Source organism: uncultured Methanobrevibacter sp. (genome assembly GCF_905235195.1).
Classification (GTDB): Archaea; Methanobacteriota; Methanobacteria; order Methanobacteriales; family Methanobacteriaceae; genus Methanarmilla.
Genome location: NZ_CAJOKH010000008.1, coordinates 1 through 20,926, shown reverse-complemented (window position 1 = coordinate 20,926; position 20,926 = coordinate 1). Strand labels below are relative to the sequence as shown.

General features: G+C 26.9%; 13 protein-coding genes and 1 pseudogene. 6 read left to right on the top strand and 8 right to left on the bottom strand.

From position 1 onward, the window contains the following. Positions 1-269 precede the first annotated feature (269 nt). The 5 genes from QZ146_RS01250 to QZ146_RS01230 form a co-directional block, all read right to left on the bottom strand. On the bottom strand, positions 270-1,406 hold the full coding sequence (locus QZ146_RS01250) for an adhesin (RefSeq protein WP_295721687.1): 1,137 nt from the start codon (positions 1,404-1,406) through the stop codon (positions 270-272). 196 nt (positions 1,407-1,602) lie between these two features. Beyond that, positions 1,603-2,640: an aldo/keto reductase gene (locus tag QZ146_RS01245; RefSeq protein WP_295721685.1), complete on the bottom strand. Its 1,038-nt coding sequence runs from the start codon at positions 2,638-2,640 to the stop codon at positions 1,603-1,605. 651 nt (positions 2,641-3,291) lie between these two features. After that, positions 3,292-4,275, bottom strand: coding sequence for a hypothetical protein (locus tag QZ146_RS01240; protein WP_295721683.1), 984 nt, complete (start codon positions 4,273-4,275; stop codon positions 3,292-3,294). A 400-nt stretch (positions 4,276-4,675) separates the two neighbouring features. Continuing rightward, positions 4,676-6,193, bottom strand: a complete 1,518-nt coding sequence (locus QZ146_RS01235; RefSeq protein ID WP_295721681.1) for a zinc ribbon domain-containing protein — start codon at positions 6,191-6,193, stop codon at positions 4,676-4,678. A 423-nt stretch (positions 6,194-6,616) separates the two neighbouring features. Further along, the gene (locus tag QZ146_RS01230) at positions 6,617-8,224 is read right to left on the bottom strand and encodes an AarF/ABC1/UbiB kinase family protein (RefSeq protein WP_295721679.1); all 1,608 of its coding nucleotides are present in this window, start codon (positions 8,222-8,224) and stop codon (positions 6,617-6,619) included. Positions 8,225-8,665: 441 nt separating this feature from the next. Between QZ146_RS01230 and QZ146_RS01225 the strand changes: the two genes are divergently transcribed. Continuing rightward, complete coding sequence (locus QZ146_RS01225; RefSeq protein WP_295721677.1) at positions 8,666-9,676, top strand: hypothetical protein; 1,011 nt, start codon at positions 8,666-8,668, stop codon at positions 9,674-9,676. A 597-nt stretch (positions 9,677-10,273) separates the two neighbouring features. On the opposite strand, the gene QZ146_RS01220 is transcribed toward QZ146_RS01225, so the two are convergent. Both QZ146_RS01220 and QZ146_RS01215 read right to left on the bottom strand, forming a co-directional pair. Continuing rightward, entirely contained in the window at positions 10,274-12,034 is a 1,761-nt protein-coding gene (locus QZ146_RS01220) for a hypothetical protein (RefSeq protein WP_295721675.1), read from the bottom strand. Positions 12,035-12,519: 485 nt separating this feature from the next. Further along, a complete protein-coding gene (locus QZ146_RS01215; RefSeq protein WP_295721672.1) occupies positions 12,520-13,362 on the bottom strand; it encodes an AAA family ATPase in 843 nt (280 codons plus the stop codon). A 181-nt stretch (positions 13,363-13,543) separates the two neighbouring features. Here QZ146_RS01215 and QZ146_RS01210 point away from each other — a divergent pair, with 181 nt between their 5' ends. The 4 genes and pseudogenes from QZ146_RS01210 (at position 13,544) to carB (ending at position 18,894) form a co-directional block, all read left to right on the top strand. Then, positions 13,544-13,774, top strand: coding sequence for a nucleotidyltransferase family protein (locus QZ146_RS01210; protein ID WP_295721670.1), 231 nt, complete (start codon positions 13,544-13,546; stop codon positions 13,772-13,774). A gap of 116 nt (positions 13,775-13,890) precedes the next feature. Next, positions 13,891-14,037: pseudogene (locus tag QZ146_RS08810) on the top strand (hypothetical protein); the annotation flags it as partial. A 537-nt stretch (positions 14,038-14,574) separates the two neighbouring features. Then, a complete protein-coding gene (gene carA, locus QZ146_RS01205) occupies positions 14,575-15,657 on the top strand; it encodes a glutamine-hydrolyzing carbamoyl-phosphate synthase small subunit (RefSeq protein ID WP_295721668.1) in 1,083 nt (360 codons plus the stop codon). Between the two features lie 33 nt (positions 15,658-15,690). Continuing rightward, positions 15,691-18,894 carry a carbamoyl-phosphate synthase large subunit gene (carB, locus tag QZ146_RS01200; protein ID WP_295721666.1) on the top strand — a complete coding sequence of 1,068 codons (3,204 nt, stop codon included), beginning with the start codon at positions 15,691-15,693 and terminating at the stop codon, positions 18,892-18,894. Positions 18,895-18,943: 49 nt separating this feature from the next. Here the strand turns inward: carB and QZ146_RS01195 are convergent, their stop codons facing one another. After that, complete coding sequence (locus QZ146_RS01195) at positions 18,944-19,747, bottom strand: ion transporter (protein ID WP_295721664.1); 804 nt, start codon at positions 19,745-19,747, stop codon at positions 18,944-18,946. Positions 19,748-20,031: 284 nt separating this feature from the next. On the opposite strand from QZ146_RS01195, the gene QZ146_RS01190 reads away from it, so the two are divergent. Beyond that, positions 20,032-20,844 (top strand): CPBP family intramembrane glutamic endopeptidase, encoded by an 813-nt coding sequence (locus QZ146_RS01190; protein WP_295721662.1) that lies wholly within the window; start codon positions 20,032-20,034, stop codon positions 20,842-20,844. Positions 20,845-20,926: the final 82 nt, after the last annotated feature.

Here is a 20,926-nt window from a genome sequence, read left to right as displayed (position 1 = left end):
TATATTTTTTTGTTTATTAATTTTGAAAGTATCTAATTTTGTAATTTTTTATTATATGACTGCTAGCTTTTAGCTATTTTACGGTTTAAATAATCTTTAACTAATCAATTTTCTATAAATAATACCAAAATTAAATATTTTATTATATTTCATTTAAAATTAACTACTAGTTTTAAATTATTATTTAAAATTAAATTAAATAAAATAATAAGCTTTAATTAATTTTGATTAATTATTTTATTATTAATTTATTATTTTTTTTTAATGGATTATCTTCGTCTTTTGCGAATTCCAATATATAGTAATATTACACCAATTATTGCAATTATTGCAATTGCAATGAAGAATAATGTCATATCATTACTTGATTTAAATTCACTTGTTTTTGGAAGGTTCATACTACTTGCATCTTTATCGTCTTCTGTTAAAAGTGCAAAATTATATAACAAATCATTATATCCTATGCTTGCACCCTTATATTGTATAGAATCTGGTGCACGACCATTTTTGTCCATATAATTTTTAACAATTCCTCCCATTTCTTCATAATCATATACACTATAACTTGACGGAGTGCCTACAGAATAATCTTGAGGGGAACTTGGATTAGAAAATTCTCCAGGTTTATTTAATCCTTCTCCAGAAAGATATGAAGATAATAAGTATAATGCTTGAGGGCCTGTATATCCAGCATAAATTGCATTTTCCTGGCCTAATTTTTGGTTTATTATAATTCCTTGGGATATATCTCCAATTACACTTACATCTAACTCTGTACGTATAATATCCCCTTCCCTTAAGTTTTTGTTTGATGAATTATAATTATGGACGGCCTCTACAATCTGACTTGCAATATACTTGTTTTTTTCACTATCACTATAATACATGTCTCCATCTTTATCAGTATTTCCTGGAAGGGCTTGTACTGGTTGTATGACAGTTACTCCAGATTTACTTAAGAAATTTCCAGGATTTTTCAGTGATAAGAAAGTTTTATCTGACCAGTTATCATCCCATGCTCTTCGAAGAAGAGTAAGATTATATAAATCAAGAGAACCTACATTAACGTAAATTACCTGTTTATCTACTTTTGTGGAGTATTTAGCTAATTCATAAAAATTAGCTGCATCTGCAAATGCAAAAGCGACACTTACATCACTATCTGATACCATAGCTCTTGTACCTTCACCAGGTCCTGGTGATTCAGAATCTACTGTTACATTTATACTACTATCCTCTTCTTCAATATATGTTTTAATTTCATTTAGCATTTTAACTTCTTCACCTTTCTGGCCAAAGATTGTATCGGAGGTTAAAAACACATTTGTTGCGCTAACTGCACTAAGTGTAGGTGCAAGTAGTATAATCAGTAAAATAAATAGTGTAGCTATTTTTTTAATATTCATAAATTATCTCCACATTAGTTCTCTTTTAGTTTCATTTCTTATAATAATTTTATTTATTAAATTATATTAATTTATAATAATATATAAGGTTTAAAACCCTAAACTTATCTATATTAATGATTATTATTTTATAAAGTTTATTAAAGTTTAATTTTACCACTTAAAATAATCTTTATGGTTTAGTATATAATATTTATTATAGTTTAACTTTGCCACTTAAAATATCTTTATAGTCTTTAAGGTTTTTCTCTAAAAGTTCAGGAATATTTAACTCATAAGGGCATCTTTCCATACATTTACCACAATATGTACAGTCTTCTATTTTCATCATCATTTCTTGAGCTTCATCTGTTAAACTAGGTTCTGATGGCATACGTCTAATCCATAAGGACATTCTTGCACATTTGAATATTTCAATTCCCACACTACATGGTGAGCAGTATCCACATCCTCTACAGAAATCTCCAGCTAATTCGCGTCTTTCTTTTTTAATAATTTCACTAAGCTCATCATCAAGTTTAATGTCTTTTTTCATATATGATAAAAATTCATTTAGTTCTTCTTTTCTTTGAACTCCCCATATTGGCACTACATTATCAAATTCATTAAGGTAGGCATATGCTGATTTTGAACTTCTAAGAAGTCCTCCTGCCATAGCTTTCATAGCTATAAAACCAATATTTGCATCCTTTGCCTTCTCAACAATTTCCAAATCTTTAACATCACTAATGTATGAGAATGGATATTGTATTGTTTCATATAATTGGCTTTTTATAGCTTCAAGAGCAATTTCATATTTGTGTGTGGTTATACCAATGTGTCTTATTTTACCTTCTTCTTTTAAATCAAGTAGAGTATCATAAAGTCCATCCTCTGAAGGTTTAGGTAAAAATGATGGATTGTGTAATTGGTAAATATCAAGGTAATCTGTTTGAAGATTGTTTAAAGACTCATCTAAATCTTTAAGCAGATCTTCTTTTTTACTTGCTCCACTTTTACTTGCAAGTATAATACTTTCTCGAGGATATTTATTATTAAATCCTTCAAATCCAATACCTATCTTCTTTTCACTGTCTGTATATAATCGTGCAGTATCATAAAAGTCTATTCCTTCATTATAAGCTTTTTGTAGTAGGTAGGTACTTTCTTTTATACTTATTCTTTGAATAGGCAGTGCTCCAAAACCATTTTTTTCTACAGATATTTTAGTCTTACCAAGTGTAACTTTTCTCATTTTTATCTCTATAAGTCTTATCTTATGTAAAAAATTAAATTAAAAATAATTAAATAAACAATATAAATAAAAATAATAAAAATAGTTTAAATGATTATTTTTTATATATTAAACTATTTTAGTTGATTTTTAATGTAGGTATAATCTCTGAGCTAATATTATCAAGTTTTTCCGTATTATTTCCTGGAGTGGTGATTATTATATCATATTCTACATTATCTTTTATAAATCCAATGTTTCTTGTGACATTTCCCTCAGAGCTATATGTTATATTATATCCTCTATAACCATTATCAAGATCTACTAAATCATTATAGCTAATGGTTCCATTCAGATTATTTGCAATATTATTGACCGTTGCTTGTTGTAGACTTTCAATACTTGTACCTTGATAACCAGTTCCCTTTAGGTTTGAAGTATAGAATTTTACAGAAACATTATCTTTTGAAAATTCGGTAATGTAGTCAGTATCATTGTTTTTCTTGTAATCATTAGGTATACTTACAACAAAATCAGTAAAATTATAGTTAGTATGTCCTGTTTCAGAATTGTTAAGGGTAGGATTAGTTAATACTCCTGCAATAATAATTAGGATAAGTATTGCAAGTACAATTAATCCTCCAATGATTATTTTCCGTTTATCCTCTTCACTTATACTAAAGTTTTTTCTTTAGCTTTAGTTTTTACATTTCCTTGAGGAGTCTTTACTTCTTTTGTTTTTGGGCTTGTTTTGATTATGTTAGTTTTTCGTTCTGTTTTTAAATCTGTTTTTGGTTTTATGTTTTTGTCTATGTTAGTTGATTGTTCTTTTTTGACTTCTTTTGTTTTTGGGCTTGTTTTGATTATGTTAGTTTTTCGTTCTGTTTTTAAATCTGTTTTTGGTTTTTCTATTTGGGTATTTGTTTTTGGTCTTGTTGTTTTTATATTTTGTGGGGTTTCTGTTTTTAGGCTAGTTTTTGGTTTTTCAATTTTAGCATTGTCTGGGGTTTTTGGTTTTTCTGTTTTTATATTTTGTGGGGTTTTTGTTTTTAGTTTTGTTTTTGGTTTTTCAATTTTAGCATTGTCTGGGGTTTTTGGTTTTTCTGTTTTTAGTTTTGTTTTTGGTTTTTCAATTTTAGCATTGTCTGGGGTTTTTGGTTTTTCTGTTTTTAGTTTTGTTTTTGGTTTTTCAATTTGGGTATTGGTTTTTGGTTTTTCTGTTTTTAGTTTTGTTTTTGGTTTTTCAATTTGGGTATTGGTTTTTGGTTTTTCTGTTTTTAGATTTGTTTTTGGTCTTGTTGTTTTTTTCTCGTTATTTTTTTGAATATTTTCTTTTTGTTCTTTTGTGTTTCTTTTAAAAATGTTTAGCGTTTTTTTCTGTGTATCTTTTGGTTTTGCGGTCCTTTCGATTTTCCGTGTTTGTTCCACTTCTTTTGGAATATTTTGAGCTTTTTCATAGGTAAATATTTTTCCAAGACCTGTATTCTTTTTTTCTGTCTGTATTTTTTCATTTTCCATTTTTTCATTTCTAAAAATACTTAAAGGGGTCTTATCATTAAGTTCTATTTCATCTTTAGGCAATCTTGTATGACAATCAAGACAATATTCCTCATTTTTAATATGTTCTTTTCCACATCTTGGACAGTACCTTGACATAATATCCCTAAATAATACATTTTTTGTTAAAAAAATCTTTAATATAATTTACTATGATTTTCTTTTTAATTTTAATTATTTATAATGATTAATTTTAAATTATAAGCTTAATTTAACTTATAACATTAATATGCTATTTATAATCTTATTTAAATTTATTATTATATATTAATAATAAAAATTTTATATTATTCTTTCTATAAATACTAAATGAATTTTACATTATATTTAAATATTTCTATTATTTTTATATTTAATTTTATTATATGTTGTGGAAATTTTAAAAAATTAGAAATAAGTCTGTTAATTTCTAATGAAGAGACTTAAAAAAGATGTTTATTTAAAAATTTCATTTTTAAATTATAATCTAAATTCACAATCTGTTCATTTATTTTAATTATTAGTAGAATTCAAGGCTTTTTTTAAAGTCATTAATATCTTCATTAAATGTATCTATGTCGTCAGATACAAATAGGAACGCATATTCTTTATTATCTTTAATAAATCCTATTGTACGATATTCATAATCATTAGCACCTTCTCTACTTAAAACATCATATGATTTTACATGTTTAATGTTTTCAATTTTGCTTTGATTGACTAAAGCTCCGCTTCTAATATCTAACTCTTCGGTTGAACTTTTAATTTCATCTAATGTTCTACCTGAAACTTTTGATTGATAAACACTTAATAGTATTTTATGTCCATCTTTTTCAGATTTATAACTACCAATCACATTTTTCTCAGTAATATTATATTTTTCCCAGGTGGCCGGTAGTTTAAATGATATGATATTATTTGTATATTGTCCTGGTTCTGAATTACTTGCACTTAAGTAATTTAAGGTGTTTTCATCAATATAGTGCATTGTCATTGTCCCAACTATTGCTAAAAGTATGAGAACACCTAAAACCATTATTCCTTTCCTATGGACATATCTAAATGAATTTTTATCTATATTTTTATCTTCAAGAGATTTTGTTTCAAATTTAAGTAGATTTTTATACCCTTTTTCTTTAGGTTTTTTAATAAATTGCTCTACTTCATTCCGGTTATCTTCATGTTCTTCTGCAGTTTTAACTTCAGAGGAATGATCAGGATATATATCGTATACCCAGTCATATTCTTCGTCATCCTCATCTGAGTTTTCATCTTGATCTGCAATCTCCTTTTGTTTTTCAATTTCTTCTTGAATTGCAGCTTCCTCTTGGAATTTATCTTCTTCTGCTATGTCTTCTGGGGTGTGTTCTATTTGGATGTAGTATTCTTTTGTTGTTTCTTCTTCTATTGTTTCTTCTGGGCTGTGTTCTATTTGGATGTATTCTTCCTCTGAGTATTCTGGAAGGAGATATTCTTGGTCATGATTTGTTTCTGTTGCTTCTTTTGGTGTGTGTTCTATGAGGTATGTTTCTTCTTTGATTTCTTCTGTGTCTGTGTGTTGTTTGTGTGTTGTTTCTTCTTCTAAAGTTGGATCTTCAGTTTGAGCGTATTCTTCTTGGAGATTTTCTTCTTCAATTGTTTCTTCTTCTGCATGCTCTACTATGATGTAGTCGTCAGATAATTGTTCAATTTTCTCTTTAAAAGAACTATTTAAGTTTTCTTGACTATATGCAGAATCAATATCCTCTTGTGCTTGTCCTTCTATAATAGTATCTTCTGTTTTTTCACTACTGAGGCCATGCTCTTCTTCAAGTGCTTCTAGATACTTTTCAGCAGCTATTTTTTCATTATCGTTGTGGTCATTTGAAGATGTTGAGGATGATTTTTCCATATCTTTAAGAGCATTGGTTAAGCTAAAATCATTCTCTGATGTATCTTCAAGATAATCTGGGTCAGTATTCAAACTAGCACCACATACCTTACAGTAGGTCTTATCCTTCTTATTTTCTGTTCCACAAATAGGACATTTGATTTTCAAAAAATAGCACCAACCATTTATTAATAAATTTATATTATATTTGAATACTATTTATAATTATTGTTGGTCATTATTTATTTTATTAAAGTAGTTAATTTTTATTAAAATACTTATTTTTCAGTCTTTTTTATATTTAATATTTATAATTAGAGTAAAATTAGTTTAATTATTTAAATTATAATCAATTGAGTTTAAGTATTTAAAATTAGCTAAAATGAGTTTTAATAGGATATTATAATAATAAAATAAACTTAGATTAAAAATATTTTTTAATCTAAAATTTATTTATCTATTTGGCCCTGTTTATGAAAAAATAACAATTAAAAATCTTATAAGAGTATTAAAAATAATAATTGGGAATATTTTTTTATGTTCTAATGATTTTTAAATAAACAAATAATATTGTATTTTAAAAATACAATATTATTCTCTAATGACATATTTTACAACAATGTATGCTCCAATTATTGCACTGAAAAGAAATCCTACAAGGCCTATTGCAGAAATATCATATAGTTTTGGCCCATTATCTGCTAAGATAGCAAGTGAAGAACCAATAATTAATGCAGAAATAATTAAAGATGCTGATATTTGATTTTTAAATTCGTTTAAATGCCCTACATTTATATTAAATTCAAGATCTCCTTTTTCTACTTTGGTCATTGTTGAATTAATTCGCTCAGGCATATCTTTAACTAAATGTTCAACTTCTAAAAGATAATTATAACTGCTTGTTGCAACATTAGCAGGATTAAATTTATGAAGAACTAATCTTTTGGATAATCTTTGTAATGCTTCTGCAGCATTAAATTTAGGGTTAAGATTATAACCAATGTCTTCTATAAGTGCACATCCTCTTCCAATCATAACAAATTCTCTTGGAAGGGTGACTCCATGTTTAATCATTGTATCTATTAATTTTTCGAGTACTCCATCCATTTGGTCTAATTCGGCACCCATATACCGATTTAGTAAATCATTAATGTCCATATTTAATTCTTCTGTGTTTTGTTCTGGAGTGAGTATTTTCATATAGGTTAACTGTTTTATGAGGTGATTTGGATTACCATCAAATAAAAGTAGGATTAATTGTGCTAAATTGCCTCTGAAATCTTCACTTAAAATTCCCATCATTCCTAAATCAATAAAACAAGGTATACCATCTTCACCAATAATCAAGTTTCCCGGGTGAGGGTCTGCATGGAAAAATCCATCAAGCATTATTTGTTTAAAGTAAGCATTAACAATGTCATCACCTAATTTTACATTATCAATTCCTTCTACTTGATTGCCATATAATTCTGTAACATTATATCCTTTTACAAGTTCCATGTTAATGAGTTTGTTAGTACATAATCTAGGATAAACTTTAGGATATCTTACATAAGTTTCCTCTTTAAAGTTTTTAGTAATCTTTTGGATGTTCATAACTTCTTCCATATAATCAAGTTCTTTGAAAATGGACCTTTCAAATTCAGCTATAATTGCAGGTAAATTATAGGTTCTTGTACTTGTAATATATTTATCTGCTAAGTTAGCGGTTTTTTTCATTATTTTTACATCTTCAACTACTATTTCATAGGAACCGGGTTTTTGGACTTTAACTGCTACTTCTTCACCATTTTCTTTTAATTTTGCTTTATAAACTTGACCAATAGATGCAGAACCTAGAGGTTCTTCATCAAATTCGCAGTATATTTCATCTAATGGTTTATTAAGTTCTTCTTCAATGAGTTTTTTTATCTCTTCAAAGGGTGTTGCAGGAGTATTATCTCTAAGTTTTGCAAGTTCATCTGCAATGTCCTGTCCAACAAGGTCTGGCCTTGTAGCTAATATTTGCCCTAATTTAATAAAAGCAGGACCTAATTCTTCAAATGCTAATCTAAGATTACTTGCATCAATCTCTTCATCGTAATCGTCTTGTTCTTTTTTACGTTTTCTTGATGATTTAAATAATTTTCCCAATTTATATTTTTTTGCAACAGCATAAATTTCCCTACTTCTAGATTTTTCTTTGTTATTTTCTGTCATACATATTAATCTTATATATAATATTTATATAAGTTTTGGATTTAGTTGATATTTTTGATATTTTTAAGTTTTAATATAATTTATAAAGATTTGTTCTTAAAATCCTTATATTTAGCCTTTATTTTATTTAATTTAAGATTTTTAATTTAGCTTAATATTATAATAGTTTTATTTCAATTTATCTTGTTGTTTTTTTAATACTTTTTACAGTATTATCTAATAGTCCGTTAGATAATTTATCTTATAAATCCTATTTAAGTAAATATTTCAACGATTATCTTAAAAATGGTCTAATTTTTATAAAAATCTATTTTCTTTATTTATTGAGGCATTTTCTTAAATATATGTTGTAATTTCTTTATAAAAATCTATTTTTCTATCTTTTAAAAAATTAATAAATTTTATTTAATAGGATATAAATAAATAGTATTAGTGATATGAATGACTGACCCTAAAATTAAAACAATTTATTCTGTAACTGATGATGTCCCTCTTGAAGGTGATGTTGAATCATATACATTAGCAATATTTGCACCTGGAGACGGATTTTCAAAAGGAGATGAAGTAGTATATTTTTCAATTGATGAGTTTAATAAAATTAATGAAATGCTTAAAGAAATAGAGCATAAAAATCAGGAAATTAAAAACTTAAAAGAAGAAATTTCAAATCTTCAATCTCAAAACGATAATAATGATCTTAAAAATCAGGTCATTATTAAGGAAGAAGAGTTAAATGGTATTAAAGAAGATTTGAACCTTAAAGATAAGGAGATAAATAGTCTTAAAAGTGAAATTGCAGAATTAAAAGATAAAAATAATAAGGATTTAAGTGAAAAAGACAAAGAAATATCCTCACTTAAGGATGAAATCTTTATACTTACAGAGCGTTTATCTTCAAATGCAAGTGATGAATTTTTACCTGATAAGATTTCACAAAATGAGGAATTATATGCTCTTCAAAATAAGGTTAACCAGCGTAATGAACTCTTGTATGAAGTAACGGAAAATATTAATCAAACAATGGAAGAGGCAATAACAGATACTGTAAAAGAAACTACAAAACTTATTAATGCTAATAACAAAACTACTCGTCAGAAAATTAATAATGCTGTAGATAAAACGGAAAAAGAGGTTACAGAAAGAAATAGGGCTATGGCTAGTAATATTAATAATATGGTTGACAGTATTAATGAAGAAATTAAAAATGTTAGTTTTTGGAAATTGCTTTTTAATCGAAAAGAAATTGAAATTAAAATACCAACTAGTGACTTGAACAAACAGGTTAAAATCAATATGCCTGAGGATATTGTTGAAGATAAAGATGTTAATGTTGATATTTTGAAAATTAAAAATGATCATAAGATTGATAATTTAAAACAATTGTGGATTGACACAGAAGAAGATGACTCTGAACGTGAACCTATAGATGTTAATCACACTAAAAAAGAATAATCTTTTAAGTCATTCAGTTTTTTTAGTCAATTGAGTATAAGTTTACCTATTGACTTTTTTAACCCTTTTTTTAATTTTACTTTATTATTAATCATTTTTATTATTTTACTTTATTTTAGCTATTTTAACTTTTTTTATTATTTTTTCATTATATTTTAGTCTATTTTAGCTATTTTTAATTATTTTATTTTTATTTTAACTTTTTTTATTATTTTTTCATTATATTTTAGTCTATTTTAGCTATTTTTAATTATTTTATTTTAGCTATTTTAATTTTTTTTTATTATTTTTTCATTATATTTTAGTCTATTTTAGCTATTTTTAATTATTTTATTTTAGCTATTTTAATTTTTATTTATGTATATTATTAAATATTTAATTTGTTTAAAAAAAGTTTATTTCTTTTAAATTAGTATATATTCAAATAAAAAACAGTATAAAATAAAATAAATAAAATTCAAAATGAAAATAAATAAAATAGATCTATTTTAATTTAAAAAAAGAATTGTATAGAATTTAAAAATAATATTTTTAATATAAAAAAAAGAAAGTATTGAAAATTAAGTAAAAATACATTCTACTTAAGTTTCAAAATAATTATTTGGTATCAAGAAGTTTTTCTTTTGTATTTTGTCTTATCCAATTAGATCCCATAGTTAAGTACATATTCTTTACCCGTTGTATTACCTTTTTGTTTTTTATTTTGTAATTAAGTTTAACGGTTAGACCAACACCCGCAAATTTGGTTTTGAAATATTTTAAGGAAACCCAGCCGGTTGGAACTTTATTTTTTCCCCCTTCATTATACTTTCCATATGAGTTACTAACTAAAATTTTCTTACCATCTTTACTTATATCAATTATAGATACATAATGGTTAGGTAAGTAAGCTATTAATGCACATCCACCTTTGCCTAATTTTTTTAAAGCACTATTGAAAGAATCGGTATAAAAATATTCTGCTGCAAATCCAGTATCTTCTATAGCTTTTTTAAGAACTGGAATATTAACTCCACTTACTACATGTGCTTTTTTCTGGAAGTAATATTCAGAATAGTAGTTTCTTAATGCTTGACTGCAAACACTAGCAGATGTAGGACCACAGGTATATTCTGTGTTTTGAACATCACGAACTTCACAGTAGGTATATGCTTTTCCTGCAAGGGAAACTGTTATTGAGCTAGGCCAATAAGTTTTTTTGTTCTTTTTAACAAGCATAACATTAAGTGCTCTTTCAATTACATTCCATTTTTCACGTTGTATAATGTGATTGATTGTAGGACATGCTTTTGTTTTAAAGGTTGTGTATTTTGATAATTTATTATATAAAAACAAATAATAACTGTCTAATTGTATAGTAAGTTTGTATTGTTCTTTTGTAAGGGTATATTTTCCACTTGGATTAGCCATAACATAATGTCCTGGCATCACATCAATATTTGGAACTCCATTAATAGTTGGAATTACCTTTTCAAGAGGATTTAATACAGTACCTTTTATACAGTTTACTGCTTTAATTAGAACATATTTTCCATATTGAACCACTATATTGTGTGTACCAACGGAAAGTTTAGGTTTGAAAACAACAAATCCTTCGGCACTAGTTTTTTTAGTATATTTTTTGTTTTCAATGCTTATTTTAATAGTTTTATTTGCAACTGACTTTTTAGTATTGGTTAAATAAATTCTTAGAAAACCGTCAGTGAGTACTTTTTTATTTCCCACAACGAGTGCTGTTGATGGATCAACATAAAATGTAAGTGTTTTAGTAAATTTATTATATTTACTATCTCCTTTAAATGTAATATCCATTGTCTCAATAGGGTTATTTGAGTTTATTAAAATTGAAAATGCGCCTTTATTTGCAGTTGTTTTTTTATAGGTTTTTCCATTAAAATTTATGTATAGTGTCTTATTATCTATTCCCTTATTATTTGCATCTCTTAAATAAAGATGATATTCGTTTCCATTTTTAACAAAGTTAGTATGGTTAACTATTTTTAAATTTTTTTTTGCTGAAGTAGATGTTTTAGATACAGTACTACTTTGAGATGTAATTGTGTTATTTTGGATTAGTGAATCTAAAGTGGCAGTTTTATCTTTAATTGATTCTCTATTATTACTGGGGGTAGTAGGATTTACGCCTTCAACATTATCATTTACATTATCATTTCCAAAATCTTTATCATTATTTTCATTAATATTATTGTTTGTTGTGATTTCTAGATTATTATTGTTATCTTTTATATTAGTATAATCGTCCATACTAACATCACTTGCAGAAACAAGACCTAAAGCTAAAAATAAGCCTAAAATCAATGTTACTGCAATAATCAATTTAATCTTAATATTTAACATCCTCCATTTTTAAATAATTATATAAGAATATATAAAATAGAAAATAAGTATTAATATCAGTTATTTTGTAAAAATACCTATGAATAACTGGTATTTTAGCATATACTTAATGACTCTCATTTATGTTTGTAATAATATATAAAACTTTAGTATCAGTTATTATCTTATTTTTGAAAAATAGTTTTAATTTTTTCTTTTGAAGGTCTTATTATTATAATTTCATGTAAATTTTTACATTGTGAAATATTTTTTAGAAAAATTCTATATTTTATTTTTATTCTTTATTTTTCTTTAAAATAAGTTATTTTTTTTATTTTTGTAGTGGGTTTATTTTAAAAGCAGTTAAATTCTTTTTATTTTATTATTTTATTTATTATATTCTATTATTTCATTTTATTTTATTATTTCATTTTATTTTATTATTTTATTCATTATTTACAAATAGTTTTAAAAAAGTAGTAATATCCAAACCCTCTCCTACATGATTAGTATTTCCATTTAAAGTAGTTGTTTATATCTTCTTTTTCTATTTTACAGCTACCACGATATTCAGCCTTTTCTCCAGCATGTTCTAATTTTTTAATGCCAATACGAAGATTTCCAAGTCTATATGCATTTTCACTTATATCTGCAAGTAAATTATCACTTATTACTCCAGGGTAAAAGCCAAGATCACATCTTTGTTTTAAAATACTGTAGACTTCTTGATGAGTGTAGAAGGGAAAACGTATTTCAATAGGTAGATGTATTGTTGATACATTCAAATCTGTAGCACTGATATTTTTCTCTGAGCTAATTGCAATTACAGATATTTCTACATTAGGGTATTCTTCATGGGCTCTTAATAATGTATATAATGTTCGATTTAATTCTATTGGACTTTTAATATTGTTGAATTCGTCAAGTGCAACTATTAGAATTATCTTATTTTCAATTAAATAGTCCATTATACGATTGTAGAAATTATATGTATTAAGACTTGCAATATTTTCGTGAAATAGTTCAATGTATATTTTTGAAAATATTTGATATTCTGTTCTATGGAGTCTACAGTTTATGTATACTGTTAAAACATTATGAAATCTTTCACAGACTAGTTGAAAATATCTTTTTAGTGTGCTGGTTTTTCCAGTAGCATTTCTACCTTTAAGTAGCATATGGTGTGGTGCACGATTATGTTCAATCCTTCTAGAGTGGAATGCCATAGAGTCTAGTTGATGATCTCGGTATTGGTAGAATTCAGGTACATATTCTGTTGTAAAGACTTCTCTCTTTTTAAAAATAGTGCCTTCTTCTTCAATAACATCAAAAATAGTTTTTTGTTTCATTTTAACCTCCCCTAATCTTTTTTACATTAAAAATTTTAATCATAAATTTATTTAAAAAGATTCCAAGAGCTTGTGGAAACTAATATTTTTTTCATTTTATCCGAGGAAGTTCATATTTTCAAAGTATTTCTTATTATGAAAATTTATAATAATTATTATAATTATAATCTTTGGTGATTATATGAATAACCGGGTAGAACTTGCTCATGAATTTGCAGAGATTATAAATTCAAAATATATAAATAAGATTGTATTATTTGGTTCTGTGGCTAGGGGAGATGACAAGGAAGATTCTGATATAGATATTTTAATTGTCTCTAATCCTCGTAATATAATATGGTCTGATTTATCTAAAGCAATAGCAGATATTGTCCTTGAAAAACATGAATTAATCTCTTCACTTAATGAGTGAAAAACAAATCAAATCAATCAATAATTTTACATTTATGGAAAATATTAGGCAAGAAGGTGTTCTTCTTGGATGAAATCGATGCATATATGAATAATGCATAGGATAATTTAAAATCTGCACAGATTTTATTTGAAGCAGGCCAATATAGAAACTCTATCCCTTTATCTTTTTATGCGATGTATCTGGCAGTTAAAGCTTTAACCTTAAATTTAGGATTTAAAAGTAAAACTCAGAAGGGAACTATTGATTTTTTTCTCTCTTAAATATGTTCATGAGGGTGATTTTGATTATGAGATTTTCACTTATCTTATCGGAGCCCAATCATTAAGAAATGATGGAAATTATACAGTTGAATCAGATTATGGGGAAGAATTGCTCAAAAAGAACTTGTACATGCCGAGGAATTTTTATCAGAGACTGAAAAATTTTTATAAACTTATTTTTTCGTATTTTTACAATCATTTTATTATGCAATGATTCATAAAACATAATTTTTCTAATAACTAATCTTATATTCTATTTTTCTTTTATTTTGCCAAAATATTTATTTTAGAGATTTTTTCTAATATTCTATTATATTTTACCACTATTTTGATTTTATTTCAATAGCAAATATTATTTTAAAAGAAAATCTGTGAAATTTTAATTTTTAAAAATTTATTTTTTTTATTTTTATATGGAATTTTCAATATATAGTTAATTTAAAATAAGGATTTGAATATATATTAAATTAATATAATGAACCTATGAAAAATTTATTTTTATATGGGTTATGAATATTATTTGCTTATGGTGATTTAATGGAAAATAGGGCCAAATTAGCTTTAGAAGACGGAACTATCGTAAAAGGCGAATCTTTTGGTTATGAAACTACCAAGATTGGTGAAGTTGTATTTTCAACTGGTATGGTCGGATACACTGAATCATTAACAGATCCTTCCTTTAAGGGTCAAATTTTAATGTCAACATATCCTTTAGAGGGTAATTATGGTGTATCTAAAGAGCATTTTCAATCTGATAGTATTCAGGCTGATGGATTTATAGTAAGAGAAGTCTGTAGGAAACCTTCAAGATACACTTCTCAAAAAACTTTAAAGGATTTTTTAGAAGAATATGAAATTCCAGGAATTAGTGGAATTGATACAAGAGATTTAACATTAAAAATAAGAACTGAAGGTTCAATGAAAGGTGCATTAACTACAGAAGATATTAGTGATGAGGAACTTTTAACTCTTGCAAGAAACCAGAAAAGTATTGTAGATAGAGATCTTGTTCCTGAAGTTTCAACAAAGAAAACTCAAATTTATGGTGAAGATAATAAGCATATGGTAGCTATTATTGACTGTGGTGTTAAAACAAGTATAATTAATGATTTCCTTAAAAGGGATTTAGGTGTTGTACGTGTACCATATGATACTAATTATCAAGAGATTTTAGATTATGATGTTGATGGTTTACTTGTTTCATGTGGCCCTGGAAACCCTGCAAGATTAACTGAAACAATTGATAATGTTTCACATCTTACAAATAGACTTCCAATTTTCGGTATTTGTATGGGTCAACTTGTTATTGCAAAAACATTTGGTGCAAAAACCTTTAAAATGAAATTTGGTCATAGGGGAGGAAATCAGCCGGTAAAAGATTTAAAAACTGGTAAAGTATATATTACCAGTCAAAATCACGGTTTTGCTGTTGATGCTGATTCACTTAAAGGTACAGATTTAGAACTTGCTCAGATAAGCCTAAATGATGGAACTCCTGAAGGTTTTGTTCATAAAGAGTTGCCGATTAAGACTATTCAGTATCACCCAGAAGCTACTCCGGGTCCAACTGATACAAATATTTTATTCGATGAATTTAAGGAGACTATTGTAAATTATTAAATTTACTATTTTACGATTATAAAGAGTGATAAGATGCCTGTGGATAAGAATATTAAAAAAGTATTAATTATTGGTTCTGGTCCTATTCAAATTGGTCAAGCTGCAGAATTTGATTACTCTGGTTCTCAAGCATGTAAGTCTTTAAGAGAGGAGGGTATTGAAACTGTTTTAGTTAATAGTAATCCTGCAACTATTCAAACTGATATGGATATGGCTGATGTTGTTTATACTGAACCTTTAACTCCAGAACTTGTTAAAAAAATTATTGATAAAGAAAATATAGATGCAATACTTCCAACTATGGGTGGTCAAACTGGTCTTAATATTGCAACTGGTCTTGGGGAGAAAGGATTACTTGATGGGATAAGGGTTCTTGGTTCTGATGTTAAAACTATTGCAAATGTGGAAGATCGTGACCTTTTTGCATTATTTATGGATAAACTTGATGAACCTATACCAAAATGTCACGCTGTTGAATCTGTTGATGAGGCACTTGAAGCTATTGAGGATATAGGTTATCCGGCAATTGTTCGTCCTGCATTTACTTTAGGTGGTACTGGTGGGGGAATTGCAAATAATGAAGAGGAATTAATTCAAATCACCCAGCATGGATTGGATATGAGTTTTATTGGACAGGTCTTAATTGATGAGTCTGTTCTTGGTTGGAAAGAATTTGAATATGAGGTTATGCGTGATAAAAACGACACCTGTATTATTGTATGTAATATGGAAAATATAGATCCTATGGGTATACATACAGGAGAAAGTGTTGTTGTTGCACCTGCACAGACCTTAGAGGATAAGTATGCACAAAGATTAAGAGATGCATCTATTAAAATTATTAGAGCTTTAGGTATTAATGGTGGATGTAATATTCAATTTGCAGTTAAACCTGAAACAGGGGAATATAAGGTTATTGAGGTTAACCCGAGGGTAAGTAGAAGTAGTGCTCTTGCAAGTAAGGCAACAGGTTATCCAATTGCAAAAATCTCTTCAAAAGTTGCATTAGGTCTAACCTTAGATGAAATAAAAAATGATATTACAAAAGAAACTCCTGCATCATTTGAACCAAGTATTGATTATGTTGTAGTTAAAGTACCAAGATGGCCATTTGACAAGTTCAAAGGTATTAGTCGTGAGATTGGTGTACAGATGAAAGCAACAGGGGAAGTTATGGCTATTGGAAGAACTTTTGAAGAAGCATTCCAAAAAGCTTTAAGATCTCTTGATTTAGGCTATGATGGTTTTGAAGATGTGGAATATACTAAAGAATCTCTTGAAAATCCTAATGATGAAAGATTTATGGCACTTTATTCTGCTATAAAAGATGGTATGGATTTAATGGAATTATCTGATTTAACTCAAATAGACACATTCTTTTTAGATAAGATTGAAAACATTGTAAACTTTGAAAAGGACATTAGTTTAGACAAACTTAAAGATGAATCATACTTTAGACGTGCTAAACAATTAGGATTTACAAATAAAAAACTTGCAAATATTGCAGGTGTTGAGACTAATGTAATAAATAAAATTCAAGATGAATTAGACATTATAACTCATTATAAAATGGTTGATACATGTGGTGGAGAGTTTGCAGCTAAAACTCCATACTACTATTCTTCATATGATATAGGAGATGAGTTAACTGTCGAGACAAGTAAAAATAAGAAAATTGTCATTATTGGTGCAGGCCCTATTAGAATTGGTCAGGGTATTGAATTTGATTATTGTTGTGTACATTCCTCACTTGCACTTAAACAACAAGGTATTGAAACCATATTAATCAACAATAACCCTGAAACTGTAAGTACTGATTATGATATTTCAGATAAACTCTTCTTTGAACCATTAAACTATGAGGATGTAATGAATATTATAAAAAGAGAAAAACCGGATGGAGTCATCGTACAGTTTGGTGGTCAAACATCAATTAATCTTGCAGTACCACTTGCAAATGCAGGTGTAAAGATTCTTGGAACTCCATATGATAGTATTGATATGGCTGAAGACAGGGATAGATTTTCACAGTTACTTTCAAAACTTGATATTCATCAGGCACCATTTGGTATTGTACACTCTTATGAGAAAGCTAAAGAGGAGGCTAATAGAATTGGTTATCCTGTTCTTGTAAGGCCATCATATGTTATTGGTGGACGTGCAATGGAGATTGTTTATGATGATGGTGAACTTGAAGAATATATGAAAGAGGCAGTAAGGGTTTCACCAGAACATCCAATTTTAGTTGATAAATTCCTTGAAGATGCAATTGAACTTGATGTTGATGTTTTAGCTGATGGTGAAGATGTATTTATTGCAGGAATAATGGAGCATATTGAAGAGGCAGGTGTACACTCTGGAGACTCTGCATGTGTAATACCTCCACATAATGTACCAAAACATTTAATTGATGAGATTAAAGAGAATACTCGTAAACTTGCACTTGAACTTAATGTTGTAGGTTTAATGAATATTCAATATGCAGTAAAATTAGATACTGAAATGGTATATATTATTGAAGCAAATCCTAGGGCAAGTCGTACTGTTCCATTTGTAAGTAAAGCTATTGGTGTACCTATTGCAAAGATTGCAACACTTCTAATGACAGGTTATAAACTTAAAGACTTTGGCCTTACAAATGAAATCAAAATAGATTATGTTGCTGTTAAAGAATCAGTATTCCCATTTCTAAAATTGCCTGAGGCAGATACAATTCTTGGACCAGAAATGAAATCTACTGGTGAGGCGATTGGTATTGATGATGATGTAGGTATGGCATTCTATAAATCACAATTATCTGCAGGAATGGATTTACCAAAATCAGGTAAAATTTTTATTAGTGTACGTGATAAGGATCAAAAGAAAGTAGGTGCTATTGCTAAAAAGGCACATAATCTTGGATTTGAACTCTGTGCAACTAGAGGTACAGCTGAGTCTATAAAAGATGTACCTGTTGAAAAGGTTAAAAAGGTTTCTCAGGGAACTCCTAATATTAGAGATCAGATATTAGATAATAATATTGATATGATTATTAACACTTCTTATGGAAAACAAGCTGCTCTTGATGGATATATTATTAGACGTCTTGCAGTTGAGCTTGGTATACCATATGTTACAACATTGGCTGGTGCAAGAGCGGTACTTTATGCTATTGAATCTGCAGTAAATTCTAATATTAGTGTTAAATCATTAAATGAGTATGCTGGTGAAAATTTTAATATGGACTTAAAAGGTTAAATGTATTATACATTAACTATTTTCTATTTTTTATAAAACACAAAATTTTTTATTTTTTAATTAAGTTTTTTAATTCCTTAATTTCCTCTTTTAATTCTTGATTTTCTTTTTGCATAATTTGTATTTCATTCATAATATTTGCAGTTTTCTCCTCTATATTTTCATTAATTTTCAATCCATTGTATTTATTCTCTTTTTCCATTATACGATCAGTTAAATATGAAGACATTGCTGCTGTAATTGTAGAAAATATAAATATACCGGTTATTATTAAAATTATAGTTAAAATTTTTTCATTATAAGTTATAGGAGTTATATCTCCATATCCAACAGTTGCTAAAGTCACTATAACGAAATAAAAATAATCAAATCCTCCATAACTGGAACCAAAAAGGTAAAATAATGAAGTGAATATTATTATTATCGCAAATACTACTGTTAAAATTTTATGTAGTGCAGTTTTTTCACAGAACCGCTTAATAAACTTTAATCTACGAGATAAAAGGAATACTCTAATAAATCTTAAAAGTCTAAAATATCTTAAAAGGTTGGAACCTGGAATTGTTGTCATTAAAATAAAATCCAATGGTATGGAAGCTATTAAACCTACTATGTTCATAGGGTCCAATATATAATCTTTTTTTGATGAAGAGTGGTATAACTCTATTGTATATTCTGTTAATAACATTATACAAACAATTAAATCAAAATATTCCATTCGTGTTACAATATCTTTTGGAAGTTGAAAAACTAGAGCAATAGTAATTAGAATCATATCTAAAATTATTAAACTATTAAAACAATAATAGAAAAGAAATGATTTTAAACTTATATCTCTACCAGCTATTTTCATTATTAATCAACTTACCCACTGAAATATTCTAAATTTATAGGAATTTAATCTTTTTAGATTTTCGTTAAAAAATTAATAGTTAATTATTATATTATTTTAAGATATTATTAAATATTTTTACTGGAGAATATTACCTTTAATTATAAGTAATACTTATTTTTATAAAAAATTTCACTATAACTCTTGATTCATATAGAATTATAAAAAACATTTATTAGTTTAAATAACATATACTTAATATCTAATAAAAATTATTTTTTTAAATAAAATTCAAGGTTAAAAATATGGATTTTTCAGTTAATAATTTTAATCTTAGATTAAGAAGTATCAGATTAGGCGAACTTATTCTTGCTATTATTATAGCTTCTTTTATTTCAATAATTTTAGCAACATTTATACCTATATATGCAAAATATGATGATTTGTTTGTTTTAACAATGCATATATTATTACTTATATTTTTCATATATGCTCTTAGAGGAACAGTGGGTTTGAAAGATAATTTTAGGGATATTTTAAAACCTTCAAATAAAAAAGAAATATTATATCTACTTGTATTAAATTACTTTTTTGCATTAATGTTAATAGCAGTTATTTCAGTATTTACTGCAGTATTGATATCTTTGAGTCCAGGTTCTTCTGTAACAGTAGAGTTTAGTAGTGCAGATATAGGTCCTATTTATTACTTTTTAGATTTACTTACAGGAATTATTGGTGCACCAATAATTGAAGAGTTAATATTCCGTGGTGTAATATTTACTCGTCTAAGACCTAGACTTGGAATTATTTGGGCTATGATTATTTCTTCAGCATTATTTGCATTATTACATGATCCTTCAGGAATGATTAGTGCATTTGTATTTGGATTATGTATGTGTGTTATATATTTAAAAACAGATAATATAATTATTCCAATGATTATTCACTGTTTAAATAATACCTTATCCTATGGAACTGATCTTTTACAATTAAATAATTTTTTATTTATTTATCCTCTTTCAGTTGTAATGTTAATTGCTTCCATTATAGCTTTTGTAGGAATTATTATCTATTTGTCTAATGGTGTAAAACAAGCACGCTCAGAAGGTAACAAATAAATTAAGGTTTTATAAAGTATATTATCTAATATTAGATTCGAGTCTTGAATAATCTAATTGATTGAGATTATGTTTTTTTTTT

Excerpts from the sequence above, each read along its gene's own strand:
- QZ146_RS01250 (WP_295721687.1), bottom strand. The coding sequence starts at position 1,406 with ATGAATATTAAAAAAATAGCTACACTATTTATTTTACTGATTATACTA.
- QZ146_RS01245 (WP_295721685.1), bottom strand. The coding sequence starts at position 2,640 with ATGAGAAAAGTTACACTTGGTAAGACTAAAATATCTGTAGAAAAAAAT.
- QZ146_RS01220 (WP_295721675.1), bottom strand. The coding sequence starts at position 12,034 with ATGTTAAATATTAAGATTAAATTGATTATTGCAGTAACATTGATTTTA.
- QZ146_RS01215 (WP_295721672.1), bottom strand. The coding sequence starts at position 13,362 with ATGAAACAAAAAACTATTTTTGATGTTATTGAAGAAGAAGGCACTATT.
- carB (WP_295721666.1), top strand. The coding sequence starts at position 15,691 with ATGCCTGTGGATAAGAATATTAAAAAAGTATTAATTATTGGTTCTGGT.
- QZ146_RS01190 (WP_295721662.1), top strand. The coding sequence starts at position 20,032 with ATGGATTTTTCAGTTAATAATTTTAATCTTAGATTAAGAAGTATCAGA.
- QZ146_RS01240 (WP_295721683.1), bottom strand. The coding sequence starts at position 4,275 with ATGTCAAGGTACTGTCCAAGATGTGGAAAAGAACATATTAAAAATGAG.
- QZ146_RS01195 (WP_295721664.1), bottom strand. The coding sequence starts at position 19,747 with ATGAAAATAGCTGGTAGAGATATAAGTTTAAAATCATTTCTTTTCTAT.
- QZ146_RS01230 (WP_295721679.1), bottom strand. The coding sequence starts at position 8,224 with ATGACAGAAAATAACAAAGAAAAATCTAGAAGTAGGGAAATTTATGCT.
- carA (WP_295721668.1), top strand. The coding sequence starts at position 14,575 with ATGGAAAATAGGGCCAAATTAGCTTTAGAAGACGGAACTATCGTAAAA.
- QZ146_RS01210 (WP_295721670.1), top strand. The coding sequence starts at position 13,544 with ATGAATAACCGGGTAGAACTTGCTCATGAATTTGCAGAGATTATAAAT.
- QZ146_RS01225 (WP_295721677.1), top strand. The coding sequence starts at position 8,666 with ATGACTGACCCTAAAATTAAAACAATTTATTCTGTAACTGATGATGTC.